At 56.8% G+C, this 13483-nt stretch carries 13 protein-coding genes and 1 pseudogene; 9 read left to right on the plus strand and 5 right to left on the minus strand.

Features of this window, described 5'->3' with window-relative positions; all coding sequences use genetic code 11:
* Window positions 1–126: 126 nt before the first annotated feature.
* The 3 genes from ACZ1HJ_RS03060 to ACZ1HJ_RS03070 form a co-directional block, all read right to left on the minus strand.
* Window positions 127–777 (minus strand): hypothetical protein, encoded by a 651-nt coding sequence (locus ACZ1HJ_RS03060; RefSeq protein ID WP_472720891.1) that lies wholly within the window; start codon window positions 775–777, stop codon window positions 127–129.
* 44 nt (window positions 778–821) lie between these two features.
* A complete protein-coding gene (locus ACZ1HJ_RS03065; protein ID WP_472720892.1) occupies window positions 822–1622 on the minus strand; it encodes a hypothetical protein in 801 nt (266 codons plus the stop codon).
* 336 nt (window positions 1623–1958) lie between these two features.
* Entirely contained in the window at window positions 1959–2216 is a 258-nt protein-coding gene (locus tag ACZ1HJ_RS03070; RefSeq protein ID WP_472720893.1) for a hypothetical protein, read from the minus strand.
* A 359-nt stretch (window positions 2217–2575) separates the two neighbouring features.
* Between ACZ1HJ_RS03070 and ACZ1HJ_RS03075 the strand changes: the two genes are divergently transcribed.
* From ACZ1HJ_RS03075 to ACZ1HJ_RS03100, 6 genes and pseudogenes are all read left to right on the plus strand, one after another.
* Window positions 2576–3622, plus strand: a complete 1047-nt coding sequence (locus ACZ1HJ_RS03075; RefSeq protein WP_299845301.1) for a rod shape-determining protein — start codon at window positions 2576–2578, stop codon at window positions 3620–3622.
* Between the two features lie 31 nt (window positions 3623–3653).
* Window positions 3654–4580: a rod shape-determining protein MreC gene (gene mreC / locus ACZ1HJ_RS03080; RefSeq protein ID WP_472720894.1), complete on the plus strand. Its 927-nt coding sequence runs from the start codon at window positions 3654–3656 to the stop codon at window positions 4578–4580.
* On the plus strand, window positions 4573–5106 hold the full coding sequence (locus ACZ1HJ_RS03085; protein WP_472720895.1) for a rod shape-determining protein MreD: 534 nt from the start codon (window positions 4573–4575) through the stop codon (window positions 5104–5106). The genes mreC and ACZ1HJ_RS03085 overlap by 8 nt, the downstream gene beginning before the upstream one ends.
* Window positions 5103–7046 (plus strand): penicillin-binding protein 2, encoded by a 1944-nt coding sequence (gene mrdA, locus ACZ1HJ_RS03090; RefSeq protein WP_472720896.1) that lies wholly within the window; start codon window positions 5103–5105, stop codon window positions 7044–7046. The genes ACZ1HJ_RS03085 and mrdA overlap by 4 nt, the downstream gene beginning before the upstream one ends.
* Window positions 7043–8181 (plus strand): annotated as a pseudogene (gene rodA / locus ACZ1HJ_RS03095) (rod shape-determining protein RodA). The gene mrdA and the pseudogene rodA overlap by 4 nt, the downstream one beginning before the upstream one ends.
* A gap of 5 nt (window positions 8182–8186) precedes the next feature.
* Window positions 8187–9119 carry a 2-hydroxyacid dehydrogenase gene (locus tag ACZ1HJ_RS03100; protein ID WP_472720897.1) on the plus strand — a complete coding sequence of 311 codons (933 nt, stop codon included), beginning with the start codon at window positions 8187–8189 and terminating at the stop codon, window positions 9117–9119.
* A 1-nt stretch (window position 9120) separates the two neighbouring features.
* Here ACZ1HJ_RS03100 and ACZ1HJ_RS03105 read toward each other — a convergent pair whose 3' ends face one another.
* Both ACZ1HJ_RS03105 and ACZ1HJ_RS03110 read right to left on the minus strand, forming a co-directional pair.
* Entirely contained in the window at window positions 9121–9897 is a 777-nt protein-coding gene (locus tag ACZ1HJ_RS03105) for an SseB family protein (RefSeq protein ID WP_472720898.1), read from the minus strand.
* Window positions 9890–10477: a uracil-DNA glycosylase family protein gene (locus tag ACZ1HJ_RS03110; protein ID WP_472720899.1), complete on the minus strand. Its 588-nt coding sequence runs from the start codon at window positions 10475–10477 to the stop codon at window positions 9890–9892. The genes ACZ1HJ_RS03105 and ACZ1HJ_RS03110 overlap by 8 nt, the downstream gene beginning before the upstream one ends.
* A gap of 186 nt (window positions 10478–10663) precedes the next feature.
* Here ACZ1HJ_RS03110 and ACZ1HJ_RS03115 point away from each other — a divergent pair, with 186 nt between their 5' ends.
* The 3 genes from ACZ1HJ_RS03115 to ACZ1HJ_RS03125 all read left to right on the plus strand — a co-directional run bounded on the left by ACZ1HJ_RS03115 (window position 10664) and on the right by ACZ1HJ_RS03125 (window position 13386).
* Window positions 10664–11008: an ArsR/SmtB family transcription factor gene (locus tag ACZ1HJ_RS03115; protein WP_472720900.1), complete on the plus strand. Its 345-nt coding sequence runs from the start codon at window positions 10664–10666 to the stop codon at window positions 11006–11008.
* Window positions 11001–12029 (plus strand): permease, encoded by a 1029-nt coding sequence (locus tag ACZ1HJ_RS03120; protein WP_472720901.1) that lies wholly within the window; start codon window positions 11001–11003, stop codon window positions 12027–12029. Before ACZ1HJ_RS03115 ends, ACZ1HJ_RS03120 begins: the two co-directional genes overlap by 8 nt.
* A gap of 109 nt (window positions 12030–12138) precedes the next feature.
* Window positions 12139–13386, plus strand: a complete 1248-nt coding sequence (locus ACZ1HJ_RS03125; RefSeq protein ID WP_472720902.1) for a Na+/H+ antiporter NhaA — start codon at window positions 12139–12141, stop codon at window positions 13384–13386.
* Window positions 13387–13483 lie beyond the last annotated feature (97 nt).

Here is a 13483-nt window from a genome sequence, read left to right on the forward strand (position 1 = left end):
TCTTAAAATCACCCATAGCCAGGGATTTTGGTCAAACGCGCTGCGGGTTCCCTCGTAAGGATAAACCAAAGCATTTGGCTTGGGTTACATGCGACCCAGACATCCCACGCAACCACACCCGAGGCGTCACGCAAACATCTTTTCAACGATTGATTTGGTGGACGTATCGCCCATCGCCTGCCGCGTTCGCATGATGCCTGAATCGCCATAGGCGTTTCGCATTACTTTGTTGAATTGGCGGCTTCTGCGCAGTTCAGGATCAACTTGAATGCAGGCCTTGATGAGCTGCCGGTCATTGAAAGGATTGATGTAATTTGCGTTTCTGTACCCGATCAGACGCCCCCCCAATGTGTTGGGAAGCAACTGCTCGACAAAGGCAAAATCATATATTCTGGACCGGGCAGATTTAGGAAGTGTATCAACCCAGTTCTTGTACTCCGGGCCCCAGTAATTCAGGTTCTCTTCAGCAGGCCGGCCACCAATAAGCAGCTGTGACACCGCATGATCCAGATCATATTTAAGATCAACAGGCCATTGGTTCGCCCGTCCCATATCCATAATATTGCCGCGCAAAATGTAATCCGCTTCGGGCAAAATATCCGCGGCCACCAACTCCCGGTGCTTTGGGGGATGCTGATACCCCGTCCGGTGGCAAAAATTCCAACGTATGCGCCCTTTCGCGTCACCGTCATATGTACCCTTTTCGATTTCGGCAACGGCATCAAATATTTTGAAACGGCTCGAGACGCCCAAATCTTCGGCAATCTGCTTTGCCAAAAAACAATCAAACTGTGAAATCCACGTTGTTCTATGGGAAAAGATCATCTTGGCCTGATGCAGGCTGGCTTTCGCCGAATACGCCAGCGTTCTGCTATCGGCCCCCCGCTTAACGCCACAAAACAGGAATAGTTCTGAAGAAGTGTTCCGCTGGTTTGCCCCAGACGGGCAACCATCATATCGGCGACGTCACTCGGCGACATCTCATGCGCGTTGAAATCATCGTTTTCAGTGGGCCAGTGACGATGCAGCGAGAAGTCATCCAGATCCAGGTAGTGGTTTGACAAAACCCGCAACACATCCGGATCGCATGTGTTCTGCATGCCATAATTTCCGCCCTCTTTGACGATCAGGCGGTGGCTAACCCGGTGGTTCGTCCGCATTGGTCGATTCAGCGCCATGATCGGGGATGACGCCACCATCCTTTCGCTGCGATTGAAAACCGCGGGCAAATCAGTCACCGGATCGAAATAGACGCGCTTGCCCTTGTCGGTCAGAACAATTGCCAGATAACGGCCAGCAAAATACGTCACCTCCTGTTCGAAGGCGTTCCAGAAGTCTTTGTCGGTCAGGGAAGTGGTCAGTTTGAATGGCGCTTTACCCACAAGCGCCCCATTCGGGGTAACCGCCGCACCCAAGAGCCACCCGATGGGGTTTCCGTCGCGATCCTGCAAATCGCAATGTTCGATTTTTGGGCAATGTGTGAAATTCCAACCCATCTTGGGTTTGGGGCGCTTCCAACCCGATATCTTTTGCAACGGGTTCCGTGACAAACAGTATTGCCTGGCAAAGGATTGCTGAAAATCCAGTTCGGCGTTTTCGCATAGCTGAATTGCAGCAATCATGATGGTTAGCCTGTCTTGACGTCGAACATGCCCTGTCTAATCCGTATCAAAAGACTTTCACAGGCAGAAGAGGTCATTCCAATTGACCAGGCCCCTGAGTAAGGATCAGCGCTGGCGTTGGCGTAATACGTATTCCGCCAGACAATCAAACGAAACAAAGGCTCTGCACCGTCAACAGGACCCACCGAAAACCGGTCAGTTACGTACTGAGAGTCTCTTCGTTCCGCTGACACAGGAATTTTCGTCATGTGACGGCGCGCAAAAAAATCACCCGCCCAACTGAGTTGGGCGGGTGTCTGGGCCTGAATTGGGGAGGATTGTTTTGGGACGAGGTTATCAGGCGCAGAAAAGCGTTTGCTGCACCCTGTGCAACAATTTGGTTGGGGAATTGGCAGCCGGACCGCAATGGACCGGTTCACAGGGGGCGAGCTCAGGCAAAGCTTGGCGCTTTTGCCTGCTTTTTTCTTTCAATTGGATGATCCGCACGAAATCACTCAGCGTGGAATCATCATTGATAAGAATGCCGCCAGGCAGGTCGCAAAGGGGTTTGGCATGCAGCGACTGGGCGGCGGTTTGGCGACGCGCGATACTCATTACAACACTACTCCGTAACACTCACTAAAACATACTCGTTACGCCGTTACTGCCTGGCGTAAATAAGGATTACAAAATCATTGTGACCATATTTAGGCACATGCAGTCCTAAATACAGGATAATTACTTTCATTCCGGACTGGCCACGGTTGTGACTGCCTGCAGACCCGGAACCCGCCCACGAGCCATGGGGCAGCCAACACCGGCAACAGCCCAACTCTGACATTCCGGCAACTACATGCTGAAGGCATTAAAACAAGGCCTTTCGCCTCTGCGCCATGGTCTCTATAAGGTCAAACAACGCACCGTGCACAAAGTACGGGCCCATTGAGCACGATCACCACAGGACGACCCGTAACATGTCAATATTGCACAGAATTCCCGGTCTGTTTTCCCAGGACATGGCCATTGATCTGGGTACAGCCAACACTCTGGTTTATGTAAAAGGCCGTGGGGTGATCCTGTCTGAGCCGTCCGTTGTGGCCTATCACGTGAAGGATGGCGTCAAAAAAGTGCTCGCCGTGGGCGAAGACGCCAAGCTGATGCTGGGCCGCACGCCCGGCAGTATCGAGGCGATCCGCCCGATGCGCGAAGGGGTGATTGCGGACTTTGATACCGCCGAGGCGATGATCAAACACTTCATCCGCAAAGTGCACAAACGCTCGTCCTTCTCAAAACCCAAAATTATCGTCTGCGTACCCCATGGCGCGACACCCGTTGAAAAACGCGCGATCCGTCAATCGGTGCTGAGCGCAGGTGCACGCCGTGCAGGCCTGATTGCCGAACCTATCGCAGCCGCGATTGGGGCGGGTATGCCCATCACTGACCCCACCGGCAACATGGTTGTTGATATCGGCGGCGGGACGACAGAGGTGGCCGTTCTGTCACTGGGTGATATCGTCTATGCCCGCTCGGTCCGGGTGGGTGGTGACCGCATGGATGAGGCGATCATCAACTATTTGCGTCGTCAGCAAAACCTGCTGGTGGGCGAATCCACCGCCGAGCGCGTCAAAACCTCCATCGGCACCGCGCGCATGCCCGATGACGGGCGCGGCAGCTCGATGCAGATCCGTGGCCGTGACCTTCTGAACGGTGTGCCGAAAGAAACCGAGATCAGCCAGGCCCAGGTGGCCGAAGCACTGGCCGAGCCTGTGCAGGCGATCTGCGAAGCGGTGATGACCGCGCTGGAAGCAACACCACCCGATCTGGCAGCTGATATCGTGGATCGGGGCGTGATGCTGACTGGCGGCGGCGCGCTTCTGGGGGATCTGGATCTGGCGCTGCGCGAACAGACAGGCCTTGCGGTTTCCATTGCCGATGACAGTCTGAACTGCGTGGCCCTTGGCACCGGCAAGGCGCTGGAATTTGAAAAACAGCTACGCCACGCGATTGACTACGACAGCTAAGGCGGCCACCTTTTAATCAAAGGGAATGCCATTGGCCAAAGACCGAGGACAATCAGGAGAATTCACCGGCCCGCTCAAGCGTTTGCTTTTCGGGACGTTGCTCTTGTGTCTGCTCGGCTTCTTCGTGGTCTGGCGTATTGACAGCCCGCGCGTCGAACGTTTCCGTGCGCAGGTCGTGGACCGCGTCGTACCCAGCTTTGATTGGGCGATGGCCCCGGTGACCGGCACCGTAAATATCCTGCGCGACTTCCAAAGCTACAGCCGCATTTACCAGCAAAACCAGGAATTGCGCCGCGAGCTTCAGCAAATGAAAGCGTGGAAAGAGGCCGCGCTGCAGCTCGGTCAGGAAAATGCGCGCCTGCTGGACCTCAACAACGTGCAACTTGATCCGCGCCTGACATTTGTCACCGGCGTTGTCTTGGCCGACAGCGGCTCCCCCTTCCGGCAATCTGTTTTGCTCAACGTCGGACGCCGCGATGGGATCGTCGATGGCTGGGCCGCAATGGATGGTCTGGGCCTTGTGGGCCGCATTTCGGGCGTCGGCAACAACACCGCCCGCGTGATCCTTCTGACCGACACCTCCAGCCGCGTTCCCGTCACGATCCAACCTTCGGGGCAACAGGCCCTGCTGCTTGGCGACAACACTGTCGCCCCCCCGATTGACTTCATCGAAGATGCAGACCAGATCCGACCCGGTGACAGGGTCATGTCATCCGGTGACGGCGGCGTCTTTCCCGCCGGCCTGCTGGTCGGTCAGGTCGCCGAAGACCCGGGTGGGCGTATGCGTGTTCGGCTGGCGGCAGACTACGAGCGGCTAAAGTTCCTGAGGGTCCTGCGGGATTATGGCAACGAAGCCATCGAAGACCCCGGCAACCTGATTGCCCCCGCGATCCTGACTGACCCGTCCGAGACACCCGAAACCTCGACCGATGCAACGGCGGAGGGTGGCAATGGCTAACACGCGCCGCCCCTGGATCATGATGTGCCTCTATGCGCTGATCTGCATGGTGTTGATCTTCATTCAACTGCTCCCCTTGGATACCGTACCCAAAGCATGGACGGCTCCGGAACTGATGCTGGCCGTTACCTTTGCATGGGTGCTAAGACGCCCGGAATTCATTCCGGCATTCGTGATCGCCCTTTTGTTTTTGCTGGCGGATTTGCTGTTGCAACGCCCGCCGGGCCTTTGGGCCGCGCTGGTCCTTCTGGGCGGTGAAACCCTGCGATCTCGCGCGCCCGGACTGCGCGATCTGACTTTTCCCGTTGAATGGCTGACCGTTGCGACCACATTGGTGGTCATGACCCTCGGCTACCGCCTCATCCTTAGTTTGACGGTTGTGGATCAGGCACCATTGGGCCTGAGCCTGATACAGCTTGTGATGACGCTTCTTTCCTATCCAATTGTGGTATTTGTGACTCAAGTGGTCTTTGGGGTCCGAAAACTTGCCCCGGGCGACGTGGACGCAATGGGGAACCGGATATGAAGCGCCCGACCCGCGATAATGCAGACAGCCTGCGTATCATCACGCGCCGTGGCCTGATCCTTGGCGGCGCGCAAGCCGGCTTCATGGGGCTTTTGGCACTCAGAATGCGATACATGCAGGTCGATCAAGCCGATCAGTTTCGCCTGTTGGCGGAAGAAAACCGCATAAACATTCGCCTCATTCCGCCGGCCCGTGGTCGCATATTTGACCGTACCGGCGCCGTGGTGGCCGAAAATGCGCCCAGTTACCGCATTACGATGGTGCGCGAAGACGCCGGGGATATCGAAGAAGTCATTGCCCGGCTCGGCAACCTTGTTGAACTTGATCCCGATCTGCTCAAGCGCGCCCGACGCGAATTGACCGAATTGCGGGGCGATACGCAGGTCACCGTTGCCGATCGCGTCAGCTGGGAAGAAATCAGCCGCGTCGCTGTGAACGCCCCGGCGCTGCCTGGTGTCACACCAGAAGTTGGTCTGTCGCGGCATTATCCTGGCGGCGGCGATTACGGGCATATTGTCGGATATGTGGGCGCGGTCAGCGATCGCGATCTTGAAAAGATCGATGCGCCAGATGCGTTGTTGCTCATCCCACGCTTTCAAATTGGCAAGATCGGCCTCGAGGTCAAACAGGAAGACGTCTTGCGCGGTACGGCGGGCACTAAACGCGTTGAGGTCAACGCCGCTGGCCGTGTCATGCGCGAGCTGGACCGCAAGGAAGGCGAAGCCGGCAAAGACATCCAGATCACCGTGGACAACAAGCTGCAGGCCTACATCAACGACCGCCTCGAGGGTGAGAGTGCCGCCGTCGTGGTCATGGATTGTCAGACCGGCGATCTGCTGGCCAGTGCATCGGCCCCGAATTACGATCCAAACCTTTTTGTGCGCGGCATCTCCAGCGCCGATTACAAGGCCCTTCTGGACAACAAGTACCGCCCCCTGCCCAACAAAGCGGTCCAGGGTGTCTACCCGCCCGGGTCAACTTTCAAGATGGTCACGGCACTTGCCGCACTTGAGGGCGGTTTCGTTGATCCGGGAGAGACAGTGTATTGCCCTGGTCACCTGCGCGTCGGTGGCCGTCGCTTCCATTGCTGGAAACGCGTGGGCCACGGCAATGTTGATCTGCACCGTTCCCTGCGTGAAAGCTGCGACGTCTATTACTATGACATCGCCCAACGCGCAGGCATCGACCGCATCAGCGAAATGTGCAATCGCTTGGGGCTTGGCGTGGAACACGATCTGCCCATGACCAGCGTGTCCAAAGGTCTGGCGCCCACACGGGAATGGAAACTGGAAAGCAAGGGTAGTGAATGGCTGCGCGGCGACACGGTCAACGTGGCCATCGGTCAGGGATATGTGCTGGCCTCGCCATTGCAATTGGCCGTCATGACCGCGCGACTTGCCACCGGTAAAAAGATCAAGCCCCGGCTGATCAAATCCATCGACGGGGTCGAACAACCGGTTGAGGCACCCGAAGACCTGGGCATCAATGAAAACCTGCTGAGGCTGGTGCGAAAGGCGATGTATTCGGTTTCCAACAACAAGCGTGGCACCGCGTATCGAAGCCGCATTGTCGAAGATGCCTTCAAAATGGCGGGCAAGACCGGCACCAGTCAGGTCCGAAACATCACCAAAGCCGAGCGCGCGCGGGGCGTGACACGCAACCGTGACCTGCCCTGGGAACGCCGCGACCATGCGCTATACGTGAATTTTGCACCCTATGATAACCCAAAGATCGCTGTGGCGGTCGTGGTGGAACATGGCGGCGGCGGATCAACCGCGGCGGCCCCAATCGCGCGCGACGTGACCTTGCAGGCGCTCTATGGTGGAGAACCCCCGCTCGAGGCCTATCCCACGGCTGATCGGCCCCGGATCAAGGAACAACAGGAAAAGCTGCGGCAGGTGCGGCCGAACCGCAAAAAAGACAAAAGTGACCGCGCATGAGTTATCTTGAATACACGGTCAAAACGACGCCCACTGGGATGCGCAAAATACTGCATCTCAACTGGCCGCTGGTCATCTTGCTGATAACCGTCGCCTCGGCCGGGTTCCTGATGCTGTTTTCCGTGGCAGGCGGGTCGCTTTCCCTTGGGCCGAACCGCAGATGAAGCGGTTCGCCCTTGGTTTGGTCTTGATGTTCTTTGTGGCCATGGTCCCGATCTGGTTCTGGCGCAACATGTCGCTGGTGGCCTATATCGTCTCGCTTTTACTTTTGGTAGCGGTCGAGCTTGTGGGCGTCGAAGGTAAGGGCGCGCAGCGCTGGATCAATTTGGGCTTCATGCGCCTGCAACCCTCCGAATTGATGAAGATCGCCCTCGTCATGGTACTTGCTGCGTATTACGACTGGCTGCCGCTCAAGAAAACATCGCGATTGTTCTGGGTGGTTTTACCCGTGATTTTGATCCTGATCCCCGTTGCACTGGTTCTGAAACAGCCCGATCTGGGTACCTCGATCCTGTTGATTACCGCGGGTGCACTTGTGATGTTTCTGGCGGGCGTACACTGGGGATACTTTGCCGTGGTCATCGCCGCCGTGGTCGGCCTTGTCACCGCCGTCTTTCAGAGCCGTGGCACAACGTGGCAATTGCTCAAAGACTACCAGTTTCGGCGCATCGATACGTTCCTCGATCCTGCCAGTGACCCGCTTGGCGCGGGGTATCACATCACCCAATCCAAAATCTCTCTGGGCTCCGGCGGCTGGACCGGACGCGGCTTCATGCAAGGCACGCAGTCACGGCTGAACTTCTTGCCGGAAAAACACACCGATTTCATCTTTACGACTCTCGCCGAAGAATTCGGATTTGTCGGCGCCTTTTCGCTCTTGTCCCTCTACGCGCTGATCATTTTTTTCTGCGTCATTGCGGCCCTGTCCAACCGCGACAGGTTCTCGTCCCTCCTGACCCTTGGCATTGCCACAACCTTTTTCCTCTTCTTCGCCGTGAACATGTCCATGGTCATGGGGCTGGCACCGGTGGTTGGGGTTCCATTGCCGCTGGTCAGCTATGGCGGATCGGCTATGCTGATCCTGCTTCTGGGCTTCGGCCTTATTCAAAGCGCCCATATCCATAAACCGAGGTAAAGATCATGCCTGTCAACGTGCTGTTTTCTGCCGCGTATGAGCGGTGGGACACATATGAAGCCCCTTTGAAGTCCGCCTTTTCAAACGCGGGTCTGGACGTAAACCTCGGCACGGATATCGCTGCAGACAAGGTGGATTACATCATTTACGCACCCAATGCTGATATGCGGGATTTCGGGCCATATACCCGCGCCAAGGCGGTCCTTAGCCTGTGGGCTGGCGTTGAAGGGATCGTTGGAAACGACACCATCAAAGTACCTCTGGCGCGCATGGTCGATCACGGCCTGACTCAAGGCATGATCGAATGGGTCACAGCGCATGTCTTGCGGCATCATCTGAACACCGACCGGCATCTGAAAGAACAGGATGGATCGTGGCATCAAATCGCCCCGCCGTTGGCCCAGAACCGGCGCGTGACCATTCTGGGCTTGGGCGCGCTTGGCGCAGCGTGCGGCACCGCGCTGGCCCATCTTGGGTTCAATGTGACGGGGTGGAGCCGGTCGCCCAAAGACATCGCCGGCATGTCATGCCTGTCAGGTGACAACGGACTCACTAAAGCTCTGAAGACGGCTGAAATTCTGGTCCTGTTGCTGCCCGCCACGCCCCAGACCGAGAACATCATTAATGCCGACACGCTGGCCCACATGCCGAAAGGCGCGGTTATCATCAATCCCGGTCGCGGCCCGTTGATAGATGATGATGCGTTACTGACAGCACTTAAAAGCGGTCAGATCGGCCATGCCACGCTGGATGTTTTCCGGGTCGAACCCCTGCCACAGGATCATCCGTATTGGGCACATGAAAACGTGACCGTGACCCCGCATATTGCATCTGAAACCCGCCCCGAGACCGCCGCCGAGGTGATTGCCGAAAACATCCGCCGCGGCGAAGCGGGAGAGCCCTTTTTGCACGTTGTCGACCGTGAGTTGGGTTATTAACTTAGCGCAGTTTCGGGGGTTTATCCGGGTCTGATCCCGGCGCAATACGCGTCGGCGCCGGCGCCCGGGGCAGATCGAACCGCAGCCCGCATTTTGCCAGTTTGGTCGCCGTCGGATCACTGGCGTCGAAAAATCCCACATCAATCGTGCCTGCCTCCAGACCGGAAAAGATCAACGCTTGCGCAACGGTCTGCGCCAAAGCGTCCATTGCTTCGGTGCGGGCGTTCACAAACCCCAAAAGATGTCCGGTCGACCCGTTTTCGTAAGTTGCCTGCACCAGATATGCCAGCTCGGCCAAACCTTCGGCGGCGGCAAGGCGTGTGTCCAACACGCGCAAAAAGGCCTCGGGCAGATTTGTGGGCGCATTCACTTCCGCAACCCGCGCTGTGATTTGATCGGGTTCCTTGTCCATATCTGCCAGCCATTGCACCGCTTCGGGTGGCAACAATATCGACGATGGCGCCACATCCAGATTGAACCCGACGCCCAATCCGTTGGGGGCCAGCATCTGACAAATCGCGCGCCCCGACAGCGCCGCGTAGGGCGATGTGATGCCCGTAAACTGCGTCAGCCGGTCTTCCAGATCAAAAACAAGTACAAAGGAATGGTCCGAGAGGTCAAAGACATGCGGCGAAATCTGATCGCCCACCGGCTCTGCATCCAGCAACAGAAAAAGCTCTGTCCCTGAGAGGCGCTCATAAAACCGCATTCGCATTTCATCATCATCGGGATGGGCCTGCATGGCCGCATAAGCCGCATCCAAAAGCGTCTCAACCATGCATGACCTGTTGTACCTGCGCACGTAGCTTTGGCAAAAGCGCGTCCTCAAACCACGGATTTTTCTTCAGCCATCCAGTATTGCGCCACGACGGGTGAGGCAAGGGAAAGAGAGCGGGTGCATGGGCCTGCCAGCCCTGAACTGTTTCGGTCACACCGGTTTTGACACCCATGTGGTATTTGTGGGCGTAGCCCCCCACCAAGACCGTCAGCGCCACGTTATTGAGCGACGCCATGACCTCAGCATGCCACGTCGTGCCACATATCTTGGGCGGCGGCAGGTCAGATCCTTTTGCATCGTAGCCCGGAAAGCAAAACGCCATCGGCACAATTGCCACCCGGGATGTGTCGTAGAATTCATTCGGGCTCAGCCCCAGCCAGTCGCGCAGCCGGTCACCGGAAGGATCGTCAAAGGGTTTACCCGATTTATGCACGCGCATGCCCGGCGCCTGACCCGCGATCAAGAGCCGCGCACCGGGTTTAAACCAGACAATCGGACGCGGCTCATGGCCTGTATGGGTGGCGGCAAAACGGTCTGCGCACAAACGGCAATTAGAAATGTTTTCGGTTAGTTTGGTCATTGAATCACGCGGCTTTTTGCAAATCGTACCGCCGTTTAGAACCATTTGCACGAAATCGGCGCGTGTTTTGCATTGCTTTGAACGATCAGCACGAAATTCTGGTTCATCAGCACAACCAATCTGATTATTTCGAAAAACATCGAAATAACTCTTGCGTAGTAAGGTTAATTCTATAATTCTAGAAATATGAAACAGACAGCGATTCCCGACTATGACCTTGCCCTGGCGGCCTCGACCTTCGCGGCGCTTGGTAGTGAACAACGCCTTGCCGTGCTGCGCAGCCTCGTACGCGCTGGCCCTGATGGGTTGAGCATTGGTGAATTGGGAGATCGGACGGGCGTGACAGGTTCAACCCTGACGCATCACATGAAAATTCTGGCTCAAGCCGGTCTCGTCAGACAGGAAAAGCGCGGGCGGAGCATCATTTGCGCTGCCGTGGCCTATGACGAATTGAAAAGCATTTCGGAATTTCTGTTGCGCGAATGCTGCGCCGACAGTGACCACCCCCATGAAAGGCATATTCATGGCTGAAACGACCGCCGATACCCATGTCGCGAAATGGCGGCTGGATAGAGCCTGGGCAGCGCTGGTTGTTGTGCTTTTGCTCGTCGCAGTTCTGGACGGGCCACAGTTCTGGCCGACCATCACATTCGCTTTGGGTGCCTTGTGGCATACCGCACCTTTCATTGCGTTTGCCGTGCTGGCCGTGGCCTACATGAAGGCCAGCGGCGCAGAGACATTGCTTGCCAAGGCATTTGAAGGCCGGCAGGCGAAAATGGTCGTATTTGCGGCCCTCCTGGGCGGGCTTTCTCCTTTTTGTTCCTGTGAAGTGATCCCTTTCATCGCCGCCATGCTCGCGCTCGGCGCGCCTCTGGGGGCCGTCATGGCATTCTGGCTGGCCTCGCCCCTGATGGACCCCGCCATGTTCTTGATCACGTCGGGCACATTGGGATGGGAATTTGCCATCGCCAAGACCGTAGCAGCCGTCAGCATTGGGATGATGGGCGGGTTCGCCACTATGCTGGCGTCGACGTCACCCGTCTTTGCGGATCCACTGCGGGAAAAATCGCAAGGATGCGGCGGCTGTTGCAGCAGCAACAAGCCCTTTGAGGGCAAGCCGGTCTGGGCATTCTGGACCCAAAGCACACGGCGCGATACCTTCCGTACGACTACAATCGAAAACGCGCATTTCCTTCTGAAATGGCTGGCCTTGGCATATGTTTTTGAGGCTTTAATGCTGCAATATGTACCTGCCGAAATGGTGGCACGTGTGTTGGGTGGCGAAGGTGTGATGCCAATCATTCTGGGCGCGCTTGTCGGTGCACCAGCCTACTTGAATGGCTATGCCGCCGTGCCACTGGTGGATGCACTGTTGGCACAAGGCATGACGCAGGGTGCAGCCATGAGCTTTGTAATCGCAGGCGGCATCAGTTGCATTCCCGCCGCCATCGCCGTCTGGGCCCTGGTCAAACCTCGCGTATTTGCCGCCTATATCGGTTATGCCATGATCGGAGCGATTTTGGCCGGTATGCTCTGGCAAGCGGTCAGCTAAACCCACGCGCCCGGGCACACCTACTCCACATGCCGGTATGAGCGCGGGGTTTGCTCCGGCCCATCATTTGTCTTACCCCTAAGAAAACGCAAAGAGCGGGGTGAGATATATGTATCGCGTCTGGAGTTTCGTCGCCGAATACTCGCTCTTGCTGATCTTCGGCGCAATCATCGCCCTGATCTGGGCCAATATCGACGCGCACAGCTACCACGCCTTTACCGAATTTGTGATCTGGGATCACGCGCCCATTGGACATTTGCATGACGGCCATCGCACGCTGACGCTACATTATCTGGTTAACGATGTGCTGATGGCGCTGTTCTTTGCCATTGCCGCCAAGGAGGTCTGGGAAGCGGTCATTCTCAAGAACGGCTCCCTGCGCGGGAAAAAGGCAGCAACGCCCTTGTTTGCAACGGCGGGTGGCATGTTTGGACCCATCGCGGTTTACCTTGGTCTGGCCGCGATCATGGGGTCCGATACCTATGACGCAGTTGCCAACGGATGGGCCATCCCCACCGCCACGGACATTGCTTTCAGTTACCTTGTCGGGCGAATTGTCTTTGGCGCGGGCCACCCTGCTGTTCGGTTCCTTCTTTTGCTGGCCATTGCCGATGACGCGGCAGGTCTGATCATTCTCGCAGTTTTTTACCCCTCGGGTGATCTGGCGCCGGAATGGTTGCTCTTTTCCTTCGGCGCGGCAGCAGCCGCGTTCATTCTGTTCAACTGGTTTCCCCGGTATTTAGACCGCGGCAAACAAGATCGCCCCAACTCCACCCGGATGCGTAAGGGCCTGGGCGGCCTGCCCTATATCATCGCCGGAATTGCAAGCTGGTATGGCTTCATGCGGTCGGGTCTACATCCGGCGCTTGGATTGCTGCCCATCGTGGCAACCATTCCCCATGCGGACCGCGCATTCGGAATTTTCAACGAAGCCGAAAGATATCTGACAGACCTGCTCAACGTGCTGGAACATGCACTCAAAAACACGGTCGAAATTGTGCTTTTCCTGTTTGGCCTAATGAATGCCGGGGTTGAATTTTCAGCGATGGGCGATGCCACCTGGCTTGTTCTGGCGGGTTTGATCGTGGGCAAACCCATCGGCATTTTCCTCTTTGGCTGGATCGCCGCCGGGCCAATGGGCCTTGGCATGCCGCAAGGCATGCGGGTCATCGATCTGGTTGTCATCGGGTTCGTCGCAGCAATTGGCTTTACGGTGTCGCTCTTTGTGGCTTCCGTGGCCTTTGACGCAGGGCCGGTGCAGGACGCCGCCAAGATGGGTGCGCTGTTCAGCTTTGCCGCGGTTATACTATCAATCATCGCTGGCAAAATGCTCAGAGTCGAAAAACAGGAACTTTGATCAACACCTTCAAGCTAAAGATGAAAACCGGTGCCATGTGCGCCGGTTTTTTTGCATCACGGGGGATAAAAATACCCGGTTTTCCTGTATCACATGT

This window comes from Roseovarius sp. JB2-10, assembly GCF_055693585.1.

Bases quoted from the DNA above. Each gene is read 5' to 3' on its own strand.
- ACZ1HJ_RS03065 (WP_472720892.1), bottom strand. From the start codon at position 1,622: ATGATTGCTGCAATTCAGCTATGCGAAAACGCCGAACTGGATTTTCAG.
- ACZ1HJ_RS03070 (WP_472720893.1), bottom strand. From the start codon at position 2,216: ATGAGTATCGCGCGTCGCCAAACCGCCGCCCAGTCGCTGCATGCCAAA.
- ACZ1HJ_RS03075 (WP_299845301.1), top strand. From the start codon at position 2,576: ATGTCAATATTGCACAGAATTCCCGGTCTGTTTTCCCAGGACATGGCC.
- ACZ1HJ_RS03085 (WP_472720895.1), top strand. From the start codon at position 4,573: ATGGCTAACACGCGCCGCCCCTGGATCATGATGTGCCTCTATGCGCTG.
- mrdA (WP_472720896.1), top strand. From the start codon at position 5,103: ATGAAGCGCCCGACCCGCGATAATGCAGACAGCCTGCGTATCATCACG.
- ACZ1HJ_RS03100 (WP_472720897.1), top strand. From the start codon at position 8,187: ATGCCTGTCAACGTGCTGTTTTCTGCCGCGTATGAGCGGTGGGACACA.
- ACZ1HJ_RS03105 (WP_472720898.1), bottom strand. From the start codon at position 9,897: ATGGTTGAGACGCTTTTGGATGCGGCTTATGCGGCCATGCAGGCCCAT.
- ACZ1HJ_RS03110 (WP_472720899.1), bottom strand. From the start codon at position 10,477: ATGACCAAACTAACCGAAAACATTTCTAATTGCCGTTTGTGCGCAGAC.
- ACZ1HJ_RS03115 (WP_472720900.1), top strand. From the start codon at position 10,664: ATGAAACAGACAGCGATTCCCGACTATGACCTTGCCCTGGCGGCCTCG.
- ACZ1HJ_RS03120 (WP_472720901.1), top strand. From the start codon at position 11,001: ATGGCTGAAACGACCGCCGATACCCATGTCGCGAAATGGCGGCTGGAT.
- ACZ1HJ_RS03125 (WP_472720902.1), top strand. From the start codon at position 12,139: ATGTATCGCGTCTGGAGTTTCGTCGCCGAATACTCGCTCTTGCTGATC.